This window comes from Kitasatospora sp. MAP12-44, assembly GCF_029892095.1.
Taxonomy (GTDB): domain Bacteria; phylum Actinomycetota; class Actinomycetes; order Streptomycetales; family Streptomycetaceae; genus Kitasatospora.
The window spans coordinates 2,762,230-2,777,654 of the sequence record NZ_JARZAE010000004.1 but is presented as its reverse complement, the minus strand read 5'-3'; the positions used below and the strand labels follow the sequence as shown (position 1 = coordinate 2,777,654).

General features: G+C 70.9%; 13 protein-coding genes. 8 read left to right on the top strand and 5 right to left on the bottom strand.

Annotation, left to right across the window (positions count from 1 at the left end):
- Positions 1–28 precede the first annotated feature (28 nt).
- Together P3T34_RS13020 and P3T34_RS13015 are read left to right on the top strand one after the other, a co-directional pair.
- Positions 29–427, top strand: a complete 399-nt coding sequence (locus P3T34_RS13020; RefSeq protein WP_280666197.1) for a MerR family transcriptional regulator — start codon at positions 29–31, stop codon at positions 425–427.
- Positions 424–1,440, top strand: coding sequence for an aldo/keto reductase (locus P3T34_RS13015; RefSeq protein WP_280666196.1), 1,017 nt, complete (start codon positions 424–426; stop codon positions 1,438–1,440). The genes P3T34_RS13020 and P3T34_RS13015 overlap by 4 nt, the downstream gene beginning before the upstream one ends.
- Before the next feature lie 15 nt (positions 1,441–1,455).
- Here the strand turns inward: P3T34_RS13015 and P3T34_RS39915 are convergent, their stop codons facing one another.
- On the bottom strand, positions 1,456–2,124 hold the full coding sequence (locus P3T34_RS39915; protein ID WP_348534752.1) for an alpha/beta hydrolase: 669 nt from the start codon (positions 2,122–2,124) through the stop codon (positions 1,456–1,458).
- 689 nt (positions 2,125–2,813) lie between these two features.
- A complete protein-coding gene (locus tag P3T34_RS13005; protein WP_280666195.1) occupies positions 2,814–3,518 on the bottom strand; it encodes a TetR family transcriptional regulator in 705 nt (234 codons plus the stop codon).
- 121 nt (positions 3,519–3,639) lie between these two features.
- Between P3T34_RS13005 and P3T34_RS13000 the strand changes: the two genes are divergently transcribed.
- Positions 3,640–5,250 carry an MFS transporter gene (locus P3T34_RS13000; protein ID WP_280666194.1) on the top strand — a complete coding sequence of 537 codons (1,611 nt, stop codon included), beginning with the start codon at positions 3,640–3,642 and terminating at the stop codon, positions 5,248–5,250.
- Positions 5,251–5,269: 19 nt separating this feature from the next.
- Here P3T34_RS13000 and P3T34_RS12995 read toward each other — a convergent pair whose 3' ends face one another.
- Positions 5,270–5,440 (bottom strand): hypothetical protein, encoded by a 171-nt coding sequence (locus tag P3T34_RS12995; RefSeq protein ID WP_280666193.1) that lies wholly within the window; start codon positions 5,438–5,440, stop codon positions 5,270–5,272.
- A 131-nt stretch (positions 5,441–5,571) separates the two neighbouring features.
- On the bottom strand, positions 5,572–8,322 hold the full coding sequence (gene aceE, locus P3T34_RS12990; RefSeq protein ID WP_280666192.1) for a pyruvate dehydrogenase (acetyl-transferring), homodimeric type: 2,751 nt from the start codon (positions 8,320–8,322) through the stop codon (positions 5,572–5,574).
- A 573-nt stretch (positions 8,323–8,895) separates the two neighbouring features.
- On the opposite strand from aceE, the gene P3T34_RS12985 reads away from it, so the two are divergent.
- The 3 genes from P3T34_RS12985 to P3T34_RS12975 all read left to right on the top strand — a co-directional run bounded on the left by P3T34_RS12985 (position 8,896) and on the right by P3T34_RS12975 (position 10,819).
- A complete protein-coding gene (locus P3T34_RS12985) occupies positions 8,896–9,333 on the top strand; it encodes a DUF3052 domain-containing protein (protein WP_280666191.1) in 438 nt (145 codons plus the stop codon).
- A 252-nt stretch (positions 9,334–9,585) separates the two neighbouring features.
- Positions 9,586–10,044, top strand: coding sequence for a peroxiredoxin (locus P3T34_RS12980; protein WP_280666190.1), 459 nt, complete (start codon positions 9,586–9,588; stop codon positions 10,042–10,044).
- A gap of 199 nt (positions 10,045–10,243) precedes the next feature.
- Positions 10,244–10,819, top strand: coding sequence for a TerD family protein (locus P3T34_RS12975; protein ID WP_280666189.1), 576 nt, complete (start codon positions 10,244–10,246; stop codon positions 10,817–10,819).
- Positions 10,820–10,912: 93 nt separating this feature from the next.
- On the opposite strand, the gene P3T34_RS12970 is transcribed toward P3T34_RS12975, so the two are convergent.
- Positions 10,913–13,228 carry a serine/threonine-protein kinase gene (locus tag P3T34_RS12970; protein WP_280666188.1) on the bottom strand — a complete coding sequence of 772 codons (2,316 nt, stop codon included), beginning with the start codon at positions 13,226–13,228 and terminating at the stop codon, positions 10,913–10,915.
- 355 nt (positions 13,229–13,583) lie between these two features.
- Between P3T34_RS12970 and P3T34_RS12965 the strand changes: the two genes are divergently transcribed.
- Positions 13,584–14,168 (top strand): TerD family protein, encoded by a 585-nt coding sequence (locus P3T34_RS12965; RefSeq protein ID WP_280666187.1) that lies wholly within the window; start codon positions 13,584–13,586, stop codon positions 14,166–14,168.
- A 120-nt stretch (positions 14,169–14,288) separates the two neighbouring features.
- Positions 14,289–15,404 carry a DUF475 domain-containing protein gene (locus P3T34_RS12960; protein ID WP_280666186.1) on the top strand — a complete coding sequence of 372 codons (1,116 nt, stop codon included), beginning with the start codon at positions 14,289–14,291 and terminating at the stop codon, positions 15,402–15,404.
- The last annotated feature ends 21 nt before the right edge of the window (positions 15,405–15,425 follow it).

The window sequence follows — 15,425 nt, the reverse complement described above, 5'->3', positions numbered from 1 at the left end:
GTCGCCAGGACCTCAGGGGGTTAGCGGGATGATCACCGCCGTTCAGTCGCTGGACCACACGCCACGGCACTCGATCAGCGAGGTCGCCGCGGTCAGCGGGCTCACCGCGCACACCCTGCGCTGGTACGAGCGGATCGGCCTGCTCGACCCGGTGGACCGCTCGCACTCCGGCCAGCGCCGCTACTGCGACGCCGACCTGTCCCGGCTGGAGTTCCTCGGCAAGCTGCGGCTGACCGGTATGTCGGTGGCCGACATGCTCCGCTACGTGGAACTGGCCAGGGCCGGCGACCAGACGATGGAAGCGCGGCGCGAACTGCTGCTAGCGCACCGCGAGGAGGTCCGGCAGAAGATCTCCGACCTGCACGCGACGCTCGCCGTCCTCGACTACAAGATCGACCTCTACTCAGGGAAGAAGCACTCCGCATGAGCAACACCGGCAAGCTCCCCACCGTCCGGCTCGGCGCCCAGGGTCCGCTGGTCGGCGCCCAGGGCCTCGGCTGCATGGGTATGAGCGAGTTCTACGGTCCCACCGACACCAGTGAGGCGCTGGCCACCCTGGAGGCCGCGCTGGAGGCCGGGGTCACCCTCTTCGACACCGCCGACGTCTACGGCTCGGGCGCCAACGAGGAGTTGATCGGCCCCTTCGTCCGCGCCCACCGGGACCAGGTGGTGCTCGCCACCAAGTTCTCCATCGAGCGCAAGGCCGACGACCCGCACTACCGGGGCATCCGCAACGACCCGGCGTACATCCGCTCCGCCGTGGACGCCTCGCTGCGCCGGCTGGGCATCGACGTGATCGACCTGTACTACATGCACCGCCGCGACCCCGCCGTCCCGCTGGCCGAGTCGGTCGGCGCGATGGCCGAGCTGGTCCAGGCGGGCAAGGTGCGCCACCTCGGGCTCTCCGAGGTCACCGGCGCCGAGCTGCGCGAGGCGCACGCGGTGCACCCGATCGCGGCGCTGCAGTCCGAGTGGTCGCTCTTCTCGCGGGACGTGGAGGCCAGCGCGGTGGGCGCGGCGGCCGAGCTCGGCGTCGCCTTCGTGCCGTACTCGCCGCTCGGCCGGGGCTTCCTGACCGGTGCCTTCGCGAATGCGGGCGAGCTGGCCGCGGACGACTTCCGCCGCCACCAGCCGCGCTTCACCGGCGACGCCGCGGCCGCCAACGCCGCGCTGATCGCGCCGGTGCAGAAGATCGCCGCCGCGCGCGGGGTCAGCACCGCCCAGGTCGCGCTCGCCTGGGTGCACCAGCGCGCGGACGTGCACGGGTTGACCGTGGTGCCGATCCCCGGCACCCGCAAGCGCACCCGGTTGGCCGAGAACACCGCGGCCGCCACGCTGCGGCTGACCGAGGCCGAGCTCGCCGCGCTGGAGCCGATCGCCGCCGAGGTCGAGGGCGCCCGCTACCCCGACATGAGCAGCACCTCGGCCGCTCGCGAGTAGCCGGGCGCTCGGGGCTCAGTTGGTCCGGTAGGTGACCGACTGGTAGCCGCCGAGCGCGATGGCGGCGAAGTTGTGCAGGCTGGCCGTCCCGTCGGTGAAGTAGCCGACGTGGCCGGCCGCGCCGGCCGAGGAGATCTCCTCGGCGCCGAAGTCGGCGCTGGTCGGGTCGGCGCCGTGGCCGAGCCCGCCGACCTCCAGGTACGGGACGTCGCCGATCCAGTCGGTGGGGTTGCGGGTGGCCCAGACGTGCACGCCGGTGCCCAGCTCCGCCGCGCTCTGCACGCCCATCCCGGGGCTGCCCAGCACCACCATGTCGGTGGTCGGGCCGCGCAGTTCGGGCGCGATGGTCCCGCAGACCACCGAGCCGTAGGAGTGGCAGAGCAGGGCCGGCGGGGCGACCGGGCTGCTGGTCAGCTTCAGGCCGTCCAGCAGGCGCAGCAGCCGGGGGGCGGCGGCGTTGGCCAGCCGGGAGGTGACCGCGTCGGGGCCGAGGCCGACCGGCGTGACGTAGCCGGTCCAGGCGATCACAGCGGTCCGGGTGCCGGGCGACTGGCGCTGCTCCTCGGCTCGCAGCGCGCGGGCCATCCCGGCGGGGGAGCGCAGCGGGTCGACGCTGCGGTCGAAGTGCCCGAGGTCGGTGTCCGAGCCGGGGACGATCACCGAGACGCGCTGGGCGCTCGCCAGGTCGCCGAAGACCTCGCTGACCAGCCCGCGGCCGCGCGGGGTCGAAGGCGAGGATCTGCCGGCCGGGGGAGAGCAGGTTCTGGGTGTCGTTGGCGCGTGAGACGGCCAGCGCGCGGGTGGTGGAGTCCAGCTTGGTGTCCGCGGCCTGTGCCCGGGCGCGGTCGCGCTCCTGGCCCAGCGCCTCGGCGTTGGCGCGGTAGCGCAGCGCGAGCGGCGCGCCGTCCAGGTTGCCGACGACCAGCGGGTACTCCGTGGCCAGCCGGTCCTGCTGGGCGGGGCTGAGTGCGGCGAAGAAGGCCGCCACGGTGGCCGGGTCGGCGGTGGCGGGATCGGGCAGGGTCCGTCCGAGCGAGTGGTCCGCGACCCAGGCCGCGCTGCCGGCCGGCGGTGTGGTGATCGCGACCTGCTCGTTGGACGCGGCGGCCTGCGCGGCGGCCGCGCCGGCGTCCGCCAGGACCGCGCACGTCGCGAAAACGCCTATCAGCACACGCTTCAGCCGCCTGCGCTGCATCGCGTCAACTCCCTCGGAAACCCATGACCTTGAAGCGGGCCGGGCCCGATGGTCGTGCGAATGCCAACTACAGACGGCCAGCGTATTCGGTCCGAACGGGGGATGTAGACGGTCCAAACTGTGGCTTCACTCACAGGCCCTCGGGGTTGACGGCCGGCCTGCCCTCGTGCAGTTCGCTCTAGTGCCAGTCGCCGGCCAGGGCCGGGCCGAGCTGGTCGAAATGACGTTCGATGATGGCGATCATCGCTTCCGGGCCGCTGTCGTCGGTGGGCAGCGGGCTCGATCCCCAGGCGAGGTGGGAGACCCGCAGGATCGCGCCGAAGACCGCGGCGAGCAGGCGCGGGCGCAGGTCGGTGGCGACGTCCAGGCCCTCGCGCTCGGCGAGGACGGCGGCGACCACGCACTCCTGCTCGGTGGTGCGCCGCAGGTGGGCGGCGAGCAGGGTGGGGGTGCTCTCGATCAGCTGGATCAGCTCCAGGGCGGCGGTCACGCTGCGGTGGCCGTCGGCGGGCTCGCAGCCCAGATCGCGCCAGGACTCGGTGATCGCGGCGCGCATCGCCTGCAGCGGGTTCTCCTCGGCGGGGCGCCGGCGCAGGCACGCGATGAAGTAGTCCTCGGCGTCCGCCAGGACGGCGAGCGCGACCTCGTCCTTGTTGGCGAAGTAGCGGAAGAAGGTGCGCTGCGAGACGTCCACCGCGGCGGCGATCTCGTCGATGGTGGTGCGCGCGTAGCCCTGGCTGAGGAAGAGGCCGTGCGCGGCGTCCACCAGGGCGTCCCGGGTGCGCTGCTTCTTGCGCTCGCGCAGGCCGAGTGCCTGCCGGCTGGGGGCTTCGGCGGCGGGTGCCATCGGGGGCGCCGTGGGCGCCGTGGGGGTCGGGGCCATGGGTCAACGATAGCGCTCTGTCAGATGGCAGCTGCCAGCAGAAGACAGTGTTTGCCGATTGTCAGCTGCTGACATAATCTGCCTGGGTCCTCGTACGCCAGACCGCTGGAAGGCCCTGTCGATGAGCCAGTCCGACGTTTCCACTCCGCGGGCGGACACCGCCCCACCGCGCAGCGCGCCGCCCACCGGCCGCCGCAGCCTCCAGGGGCACCCCTGGCTGACCCTGCTGACGGTGGCGGTCGGCGTCATGATGGTGGCGCTGGACGGCACCGTGGTCGCCATCGCCAACCCCGTCATCCAGGCCGACCTGCACGCCTCGCCGGCCGACATCCAGTGGGTGACCAGCGGCTACCTGCTGGCGCTGGCGGTCTTCCTGATCACCGCGGGCAAGATCGGCGACCGGTTCGGCCACAAGGCGACCTTCCTGGTCGGCGCGGCCGGGTTCGCCGCCACCTCGGCCGCCATCGGCTTCGCCGGCAGCATCCAGACGGTGATCGCCTTCCGGGTGCTCCAGGGGCTCTTCGGCGCGCTGCTCCAGCCGGCCGCGCTCGGCCTGCTGCGCGGCGCCTTCCCGGTCGAGAAGCTCAACATGGCCATCGGCATCTGGGCCGGCGTGATCGGCGCCTCGACGGCGGCCGGTCCGATCGTCGGCGGGCTGCTGGTCGAGCACGTCAGCTGGGAGTCGGTCTTCTTCATCAACGTGCCGGTCGGGCTGATCGCGGTGGCGCTGGGCCTGTGGATCCTGCGGGACGTCAAGGCCGAGAACGCCGCCAAGTCCTTCGACATCCCCGGCATCGTGCTGCTCTCGGCCGCGATGTTCATGCTGGTCTTCGGCATCATCAAGGCGCCGGCCTGGGGCTGGGGAGACGCCCGGACGCTGGCCTTCCTGCTGGGCGCGGTGCTCGCCATGGCGGCCTTCGCGTTCTGGCAGACCAAGGCGAAGGAGCCGCTGGTCCCGCTCAGCCTGTTCCGCTCGCTGCCGCTCTCCGCGGGCGCGCTGCTGATGGTGCTGATGGCCTTCGCGTTCTTCGGCGCGATCTTCTTCGTCACCTTCTACCTGCAGAACGTGCACGGGATGACGCCGGTGCAGGCCGGCGTCCACCTGCTGCCGATGACCGGCATGATGATCGTCGGCGCGCCGGCGGCGGGCGCGGCGATCGGCAAGGTCGGCCCGCGGATCCCGATCGTGGTCGGGATGCTGCTCACCACCGTGGCGATGTACGGGATGTCCACGCTGACCACCGGCTCGGGCAGCGGGCCGATGTCGCTCTGGTTCGTGCTGATGGGCCTGGGCATCAGCCCGGTCATGGTCGGCGCCACCGAGGTGATCGTCGGCAACGCCCCGCTGGAGCTGTCGGGGGTGGCGGGCGGCCTCCAGCAGGCCGCCATGCAGGTCGGCGGCAGCCTGGGGACGGCGGTGCTGGGCGCGCTGATGGCCGCCAAGGTCGGCGACGTGCTGCCGGGCACCTGGGCGAAGGCCGGGCTGCCGCCGCTGGAGGGCGCGCAGGCCGGCGGGGTCAAGCAGCTCGCGCAGCTGGGCATCACCCCGCCGTCCGCCCCCGGCACACCCGAGCAGGCGGTGCACGCGATGGCCGGAGCGGTGCACACGTCCTTCGTCAGCGGGATGTCGCTGGCCTTCTCGGTGGCCGCCGTGGTGGCCCTCGCCGCCGCCGGGCTCGGCCTGCTGACCAAGCGCGGCACCACCGCCGCGGGCCCGGCCGTCCACATCTGAGGTCTGACGAGCTGACGTCCTACGGCGTCGTGGCCTCCGGGAGCGGTTCGCGGGCTTCGCGGAGGTAGCGGGCGCGCTCCTCCAGCTCCAGCTCGGGGAAGTAGTCCTTGAGGCGGGTGTTGGCCTCGACGGGCGGGAGGTGGAGGTCGGTGAGGAGGAACCGGGCTCTGGCGATGATCTCGTCCTTCATGGGCCGATCATCGCGCCCATCGGCCGCCACTGCCCGGGCAGTTGGGCCGACCGGAGGCCGACGAGACGCCCGAGTGAACGCCCGAGGGCCGGACTCCCCGAAAGGGGTCCGGCCCTCGGTCATGCGTTGACTCAGGCGTCGCCGCCCGCGGCACCCGGGTGGGCGGCCGACACGTCAAGGAGCTGGTAGCGGTCGATCGCCTCCTTCAGGGCGCTGCGGTCGACCTTGCCCTGCTTGGCGAGCTCGGTGAGCACGCTCAGCACCACCGACTGCGGGTCGATGTGGAAGAAGCGGCGGGCCGCGCCACGGGTGTCGGCGAAGCCGAAACCGTCCGCGCCCAGCGACTGCCACTGGCCCGGCACCCAGCGCGAGATCTGGTCCGGCACCGCGCGCATCCAGTCGGAGACGGCGACGAACGGGCCCTCGGCGCCCTGGAGCTTGGCCGTCACGTACGGGACGCGCTGCGGCTCCTCGGGGTGCAGCAGGTTGAACTCCTCGACCTCCACCGCGTCGCGGCGCAGCTCGTTCCAGGAGGTCGCCGACCACACGTCGGCCGCCACGTTCCACTCCTCGGCGAGGATGCGCTGGGCCTCCAGGGCCCACGGCACCGCCACGCCGGAGGCGAGGATCTGGGCCGGGATCTGGCCCGCGGTCGCCGGAGCGTAGCGGTGCAGACCCTTGAGGATGCCGTCCACGTCGACGTTCTCGGGCTCGGCCGGCATCTTGATCGGCTCGTTGTAGACCGTCATGTAGTAGAAGACGTCCTCGCCGTGCGGGTGTTCGGCGGTGGAGCCGTACATCCGGCGGATGCCGTCCTGCATGATGTGCGCGATCTCGAAGCCGTACGCGGGGTCGTACGCGACGACGCCCGGGTTGGTCGAGGCGAGCAGCTGCGAGTGGCCGTCGGCGTGCTGCAGGCCCTCACCCGTGAGGGTGGTGCGGCCGGCGGTGGCGCCGATCACGAAGCCGCGCGCCAACTGGTCGGCCATCTGCCAGAACTGGTCGCCGGTGCGCTGGAACCCGAACATCGAGTAGAAGACGTAGACCGGGATCAGCGGCTCGCCGTGCGTGGCGTACGACGAACCGGCGGCGATCAGCGAGGCGGTGCAGCCGGCCTCCGAGATGCCGTCGTGCAGCATCTGGCCGCTCGGCGACTCCTTGTAGGCGAGCAGCAGGTCGCGGTCGACCGACTCGTAGGTCTGGCCGAGCGGGTTGTAGATCTTCGCCGACGGGAAGAGCGAGTCCATACCGAAGGTGCGGTACTCGTCCGGCGCGATCGGCACGAAGCGGTTGCCGATGCCCTTGTCCCGCATCAGGTCCTTGAGCACCCGGACGAACGCCATGGTGGTGGCGATGGTCTGGTTGCCCGAGCCCTTCTTGACGGCCTTGTACGCGTCGTCGCCCGGGAGTTCCAGCTGGCGCGGGCGCACCTTGCGGGTCGGCATGTAGCCGCCCAGCTCCTCGCGCCGGTCGTGCATGTACTGGATCTCTTCGGAGTCCTTGCCCGGGTGGTAGTAGGGCGGGTAGCCCTCGTCGAGCTGCTTGTCCGTGATCGGCAGGTGCAGGCGGTCGCGGAAGCGCTTCAGGTCCTCGACCGTCAGCTTCTTCATCTGGTGCGTCGCGTTGCGGCCCTCGAAGTTCGGGCCCAGCGTCCAGCCCTTGACGGTCTGGGCGAGGATCACGGTCGGCTGGCCCTTGTGCTCGCGAGCCGCCTTGTACGCCGCGTAGACCTTGGCGTGGTCGTGACCGCCGCGGCCCAGGTGCTGGATCTGCTGGTCGGTCATGTTCTCGACCATCGCCCGCAGCCGCAGGTCGCCACCGAAGAAGTGGTCGCGGATGTAGGCGCCGGACTCGGTGGCGTAGGTCTGGAACTGGCCGTCCGGGGTCGAGTTGAGCTTGTTGACCAGGATGCCGTCGCGGTCCTGCGCCAGCAGCGGGTCCCAGCTGCGGTCCCAGATCAGCTTGATGACGTTCCAGCCGGCGCCGCGGAACTGCGACTCCAGCTCCTGGATGATCTTGCCGTTGCCGCGGACCGGGCCGTCGAGGCGCTGCAGGTTGCAGTTGACCACGAAGGTGAGGTTGTCCAGGCCCTCGCGGGCCGCCAGCGAGAGCTGGCCGAGCGACTCGGGCTCGTCCATCTCGCCGTCGCCGAGGAAGGCGTAGACGTGGCTGGCCGAGGTGTCCTTGATGCCGCGGTGCTCCAGGTACCGGTTCATCCGCGCCTGGTAGATCGCGCCGAGCGGGCCGAGGCCCATCGAGACGGTCGGGAACTCCCAGAAGTCCGGCATCAGCCGCGGGTGCGGGTAGCTGGAGAGGCCGTACGGCGCCTTGGACTTCTCCTGGCGGAACGCGTCGAGCTGCTGCTCGCTGAGCCGGTCCAGCAGGAAGGCGCGGGCGTAGATGCCGGGGGAGGCGTGGCCCTGGAAGAAGATCTGGTCGCCGGACTCGCCGTCGGCGTCCTTGCCCCGGAAGAAGTAGTTGAAGCCCACGTCGTAGAGCGACGCGGAGGAGGCGAAGGTGGCGATGTGGCCACCGACGCCGATACCCGGGCGCTGCGCCCGGGAGACCATCACGGCCGCGTTCCAGCGGGTCGCGTTCAGGACCTTGCGCTCGATCTCCTCGTTGCCGGGGAAGAACGGCTCGTCCTTGGTGGCGATGGTGTTGACGTAGTCCGTGCTGCGCATCTCGGGCACGGCGACACGCTTCTCGCGGGCGCGCTCGATCAGGCGGAGCATCAGGTAGCGGGCACGCTCACGGCCCCGCTCGTCGATGGCCGCATCGAGCGACTCCAGCCATTCCGCGGTCTCCTCGGGATCGAAGTCCGGGACCTGACTCGGAAGGCCGCCAATGATGATCGGGTTGCGATCGGATCCGGAAGCCACGCTGTTCCTTCACTGTCGGTCGAAACTAGAGGTGTGTCGCGCCGCCTCCATCGTGTACCGCAACTCGGAGATCCGTCATCTCTACCGATGGGTAACCGTTTCACCCAGGGGGTGAATCGGTCAGGAGGCGTGCGTTGGGGCATCGTTGCCCGCCCGCGCACCACCGGGTGATACGAAGAGGTGGTCCGACCTGTACCTGCTCTGCCTGCGGTACCTGGATGTCCAGGTGCTCCAGGCCTTCAGGCTCCCCGTCCGCCCGATGGCGGGTGGCCGGGGTGAGGGCCAACAGGAGACTCTACGCCCGTGATCGCGTTGCACTCGAATGCCGTTCGTATCGCGGGCAGAGCGGCCTGGGGGGAGGCCGCCGGGCCAAGGTCATCCGCAGCATGGGCGAACGGTCAGCAAAAGGGCAAATCGGTGTGATTCCCACCACAGGAATCGGCGTGTCTTGCCACGACACGTCAACCTTTGGGTGGGATCGGGGGTCGGGTACTTGCGCGAACCGCCGCTCCCGTGTGGACTACGGCCACAGCCTTGGCGCCGATGCCAGGCCGAATACTGGAGGTTATTCCCGTGAGCGCGACCGCGGACCCCGCGGACAAGTCCAACCCGGCTTACCGACTGGGCTTCGAGCCCGGCCAGATTGTGCAGGAGCTCGGGTACGACGAAGACAGTGACCAGGATCTCCGCGAGGGCATCGAGGAGATCACCGGTGCGGAGCTCGTCGACGAGGACTACGACGATGTCGCCGACGCCGTCGTGCTGTGGCACCGCGAGGAGGACGGGGATCTCACCGATGCCCTCGTCGACGCCCAGGAGTACCTGGCCGATGGTGGGTTGATCTGGCTTCTCACGCCCAAGACGGGCCGTGACGGGCACGTCGAGGCCCATGAGATCAATGATGCCGCGCAGACCGCCGGGCTCTCCCAGACCAGCTCGGTCACGGTTGCCAAGGACTGGGCCGGCACCCGCCTTGCCACCCCGAAGGCGGCCAAGTCGGGGAAGCGCTGAGACTCTCCGGGAATGTACGGCCGGGCCCCGTTGGAGCTTCCTCCAGCGGGGCCCTGCCGCGTCCGGCGGGCGACTGGAGGACCCGCCGGGGAACGTGTTCGCCCGGGGCGAAACTTCCCCGAATGGCTCCGGTCTGCTCACTCGTTCGGCGGAACCGACCCGAACGAATGCGAGGATGTGGCCGCGGTCGGCCGCTGCGCCCGCCGTAACGATGCGATCGCCCCGCGATCACCGCTGAGAAAGGTCCTCACCATGGCCATCGAGATCGACACCCTGGCTCCGGACTTCGAGCTCAAGAACCAGCACGGCGAGTCGGTCAAGCTCTCCGACTTCCGGGGCGAGAAGAACGTCGTCCTGGTGTTCTATCCGTTCGCCTTCACCGGCGTCTGCACCGGCGAGGTCTGCGCGATCCAGCGCGAGCTGCCGCGTCTGCAGAACGACGACGTGCAGGTCCTGGCGGTCTCCAACGACTCGCCGTTCACGCTGCGCGTCTTCGCCGAGCAGGAGGGCCTGGAGTACCCGCTGCTCTCCGACTTCTGGCCGCACGGCGAGGTCTCCAAGGCCTATGGCGTCTTCCAGGAGGAGAAGGGCTGCGCGGTGCGCGGCACCTTCGTGATCGACAAGGCCGGCGTGGTGCGCTGGTCGATCGTCAACGGCCTGCCGGACGCCCGGGACGAGCAGGAGTACCTGAAGGCACTCGGCGCGCTCTGACGCCTGCGTGTTGGACCGCCCGGCGTGTCCTACGGCCCGGTGTGGCGGTCTTTCCGCGGCCACACCGGGCCGTCGCGCTGCTCCGGGCGGGAACCCGGCACTACGATCGGCCCGTTGGCTCGAATGAGGGCCCGTCGCACGTGCGCTCGGACCGCACTACGGGGTGCCGCGAGGTGCCTCCCGATTCTTGGAGGATCCTGTGGGTGTCAGCCTCAGCAAGGGCGGCAATGTCTCGCTCACGAAGGAAGCCCCCGGCCTGACCGGTGTTCTCGTCGCGCTGGGCTGGGACGCGCGCACCACCACCGGCGCCGAGTTCGACCTCGATGCCAGCGCGCTGCTGTGCAACGAGGGCGGAAAGGTCTCCTCGGACGCGAACTTCGTCTTCTTCAACAACCTCAAGAGCCCCGACGGCTCGGTCGAGCACACCGGCGACAACCTCACCGGTGAGGGCGAGGGCGACGACGAGACGATCAAGGTCAACCTGGCCGCCGTCCCGGCCGATGTCGCGAAGATCGTCTTCCCGGTGTCGATCTACGACGCGGAGACCCGGCTGCAGAGCTTCGGCCAGGTCCGCAACGCCTACATCCGGGTGGTCAACCAGGTCGGCGGTCAGGAGATCGCCCGCTACGACCTCTCCGAGGACGCCTCGACCGAGACGGCGATGGTCTTCGGCGAGCTCTACCGCAACGGCGCCGAGTGGAAGTTCCGCGCGATCGGCCAGGGCTACGCCTCCGGTCTGCGCGGGATCGCCCAGGACTTCGGCGTCAACGTCTGAGGCATCCTTCGACGTTCGGCCCGCGCTCTCCGTCTCCGGCTCCGTCTCTGGCTCCGGAGGGAGGGCGCGGGCCGTCGCTCTTCCAGAGCGGTCTCAGACCAGCGGGAGGGCGTAGACCCGGTTGTCCTGGACGGCGATCAACTGCTTGCCGTCGGTGCCGAACTGCCACTCGACGTCGGTGGTGACCCCGTTCTGGAAGATCCAGCGGATCGTGTGGGCCTTGATGTCGACGGCGTAGATCCCCTTGCTGTCGGTCGGGACGAAGAGGGTGTCCTGCACGACGATCGAGGGCGTGTTCATCGAGCACTCGCTGGGCAGCGCCAGCCGCCACAACTCGGCGCCGTCGGTGGCCCGGTAGGCGATCAGCACCGGACCGGCAGGGGGTGTGTACAGGGTGCCGTCGAGGGTCACCGTCATGCCGCCAAGCACTGTGTAGACCACGCCGCCGGCCACCGTCGGCGGGGCGTACCAGAGGCGCTTCTGCGGCGCGGCCTTCGTCCAGACCTGCTTGCCGCCGGAGACCGCCACCGCCTGGACGCCAAGACCGGGGGCCGAGCAGTAGACCCGGTCGCCGTCGGTGGCCGGCGGGTAGAGCGCCTGCGCTTCGGTGTCGGCGAACCACAGCTGCTGGCCGGTGCTAGTGCTGCGGGCCACCAAGTTGGTCTTGGAGTCCGTGTAGAGCAGGGTGTCCCCGGCCAGCACGGCCATCACATCGGTGTCGGCGTTCGCGGCGCGGTGCTGGCTCCAGAGCACCGAGCCGTCCTTGCGGGAGAGCGCGAGGATCCCGGGGGCCAGCGGATCGCTGGTTGGCAGGCCTTCGCCGTCCAGCAGGAGGTAGCTGCACAGGGCGTAGACGGCGCGGTCGTCGGCGGCCAGGATCGTCGAGCTCTCCAGCAGCTGCGAGGGGTTGGCCAGTTTCTGCGGCGTGTACTTCCACAGCAGCGCGCCGCTGGCCGGGTCGGCCGTGACGATGTCGGCCGCGGCGTACGAGATGGTCCCGCCGGCCGCCACCACGATGCCGCCGGCCGCCTGCGGGTCGGTCCAGCGCTGCTTGCCGTCGGTCCTGCCCAGGGCGAACAGGCCGTCCGAGTCGAGCAGCACCACGTCGCCCACGCAGATCGGCAGGCTGTTGCCGCCGGCGCTCTGCGGCAACGTGAAGTTCCACAGGGCCACCGGCGGCATGCCGGGCGCGCGGACGGCGGTCGGGGTGGGGGCGGGGGCGGTCAGCAGCCCGGTCGGGGTCGGGACGGGCTGCAGGGGCTTGGTGCGGTCCGTCAGGGCCCAGGCGGCCCCGCCGAGGGCCGCAAGCAGGGCGGCGCCGCCACCGGCCAGCAGCAGGCGCCGGGAGGGGCCCGCGGGGGCCTGGGCCGGCGGCTCGGGCGGGGTGGCGCTGCCGGTGAGCTTGACGGTGTGCTCGGCCGGCGCCGCCGCGTCCAGCCGGGTGGGCGGGTGGTCGGCCGTCAGCCGGGGGTCGGCGGGCGGCGCGGAGCTGCCGCGGGCCGGGGTCTCCAGGTCCATCACCGCGGCCGCGTGGGTGGCGATGTCCGAGGAGAGCTCGGAGGGCAGCCAGCCGCTGCGCAGCTGCGTCCGCCCGCCGCTGAGCAGGTCGACCAGTTCGGCGGGCGTCGGCCGGTCGGCCGGGTTCTTGGCCAGGCAGGCCGTGACGGCGGGCCGCAGCTCGGCGGGCAGGGCGTCCAGCGCGGGCTCGTCGTGGATCACCCGGTAGAGCAGCGCGGCGGCGGAGCCCGCGCTCTCGGTGTCCTGGCTGAACGGGCCGGCGCCGGTCGCCGCGTACACCAGCACGGAACCCAGCGAGAAGACGTCGCCGGACGGGCCCATCGGTGCGCCGGCGGCCTGCTCCGGGCACATGAAGCCGGGCGAGCCGACCACCACGCCGGTGCTGGTCAGCCGGTCGCCGTCGAGCGCCCGGGCGATCCCGAAGTCGATCACGCGCGGTCCGTCGGCGGCCAGCAGGACGTTGGAGGGTTTGAGGTCGCGGTGGACCAGGCCCGCGGCGTGGACGGCGCTCAGCGCCTGGGCCAGGCCCGCGCCCAGCGCTCGGACCGCCGCGACGGGCAGCGGCCCGTGGGCGGCGACGGCCTCGGTGAGCGAGGGGCCCAGGACGTACGCGGTGGCCAGCCAGGGGTTGGGCCCGTCGCGGTCGGCGTCCACCACCGGCGCGGTGTACACCCCGCTGACGGCCTGCGCGGCGGCGACCTCGCGGCGGAAGCGCTCCCGGAACTCCTGGTCCTCGGCGAGCTCGGAGCGCACCACCTTGACCGCGACGGTGCGCCCGCCGGCCGAGCGGGCGAGGTAGACGCGCCCCATCCCGCCGGCCCCGAGTCTGGCCAGGAGCAGATACGGGCCGACGGCCGGCGGATCGGTGGGTTCCAGTGGCTGGAACGGCATGGTGGTTCTCCCCCGTTGCTGCGGTGCGGCCGCCCGCGCCGTCGGGGTGACGGGCCGACAGGGCACCTGCTGATCGGGAGGATCGTACGGCCTGTGCCGAAGGCGATCGAGGGCGGTGGCAGCCGGAGCGACGGGCGGCAGAGGACGGTGGCCCGCTTGATAGGTTCGGCTGGTTCAGCGTGTGTACCGCATGTTGACCGCATGTTCAGGAAGTTCAGCGGCCGACCGGTGGCCGGATGGGCGCGCGTGGGCTTACACCTGTGGGTGAGCCTCTCCGTGCCGCCGTACGGCACGGGCCCCGGTCAGCTGACGGCGCCCCAGGTCGGGGCGCCAGGGAGTGGGAGGAAGAGCCACCATGAGTGTCACGCTCGCCAAGGGCGGCAACGTCTCGTTGAGCAAGGCGGCGCCGAACCTGACGCAGGTGCAGATCGGCCTCGGCTGGGCCGCCAGGTCCACCACCGGCGCGCCCTTCGACCTCGACGCCAGCGCCCTGCTCTGCTCGGGCGGCCGGGTGCTCGGCGACGAGTACTTCGTCTTCTACAACAACCTCAAGAGCCCCGAGGGGTCCGTCGAGCACCTCGGCGACAACCTGGTCGGCGGCGAGGAGGGCGTGGAGGGCGACGAGGAGGTGGTCGTGGTCAACCTCGACCTGGTCCCCGCGCAGGTGGACAAGGTGGTCTTCCCGGTGTCGATCTACGACGCGGAGGCCCGGGTGCAGAGCTTCGGCCAGGTTCGCAACGCCTATATCCGGGTGGTGGACCAGACGGGCGGCCAGGAGATCGCCCGCTACGACCTCTCCGAGGACGCCTCCAGCGAGACTGCCATGATCTTTGGTGAGCTCTACCGGTACCAGGGTGAATGGAAGTTCCGTGCGGTCGGCCAGGGTTATGCCTCGGGCTTGCGTGGCATCGCGCTTGATTTCGGGGTAAACGTACAATAAAGGCGGCGCTCAGCGCCCTTCTTGATGATTCAGCGGCAGTGTGGGGGGCTGGTCGGATGTCAGATTCCGACCGGTCGGGGCGACCCCGGCGCGCCTCGACACCGAAAGGTATCCATTCCCGTGTTCCTCCGCACTTTCGGATGGTCTCTCGCGACCACGATCGCCGGGCTGGTCGCAGCCGGGCTGATCTGGGGCGCCGAGGGCTTCGGCGTGGTCCTGGTCCTGGCGATCCTGGAAATCTCGTTGTCCTTCGACAACGCGGTGGTCAATGCCACGGTCCTGAAGCGGATGAACCCGTTCTGGCAGAAGATCTTTCTGACGGTCGGCGTGCTGATCGCGGTCTTCGGGATGCGGCTGCTCTTCCCGCTGCTGGTGGTGGGCCTGACCGCGCACATCGGTCCGAGCACGGTGATCGACCTCGCGCTCAACTCCGGCCACACGTACCAGGGCCTGACCTACGCCCAGCACCTGGAGGCGGCCAACCCGGCGATCGCCGCGTTCGGCGGGATCTTCCTGCTGATGATCTTCCTGGACTTCGTCTTCGGGGAGAAGGACTTCCACTGGCTGCGCTGGCTGGAGAAGCCGCTGGAGCGGATCGGCCGGCTGGAGGCGCTGTCCTCGGTGGTCGCGCTGGTCACGCTCGCGCTGGCCTCGCGCTTCTTCGCCGGCGCGCACGCGGAGACCGTGCTGCTGGCCGGCCTGCTGGGGCTGGGCACCTACCTGGCGGTGAGCGGCCTCTCCGGCGTCTTCGAGTCCAGCCTGGAGGACGAGGAGGAGGACGAGGAGAACGCGGCGGCCGCGGCCTCCGGGCAGTCGCTGGTGCAGGTGGCCGGCAAGGCGGCCTTCTTCCTCTTCCTGTACCTGGAGGTGCTGGACGCCTCGTTCTCCTTCGACGGCGTGGTCGGCGCGTTCGCGATCTCCAGCGACATCTTCCAGATCACCCTGGGCCTGGGCATCGGCGCGATGTACATCCGCTCGCTGACCGTCTTCCTGGTCCGCAAGGGCACCCTGGACGACTACGTCTACCTGGAGCACGGCGCGCACTACGCGATCGGCGCGCTGGCCGCGATCCTGCTGATCTCCATTGAGCACAAGATCCCGGAGATCGTCACCGGCCTGATCGGGGTGGCCTTCATCGGCGCGGCGCTGGCCTCCTCGCTGGTCCGCAACAAGCGGGCGGCGGCGCTGGATTCGGCGCTCGACCCGGACCGGGTGGCGGCGAGCGGCAAGAGCTGAGCCGGGACGGCCCCAGCACGC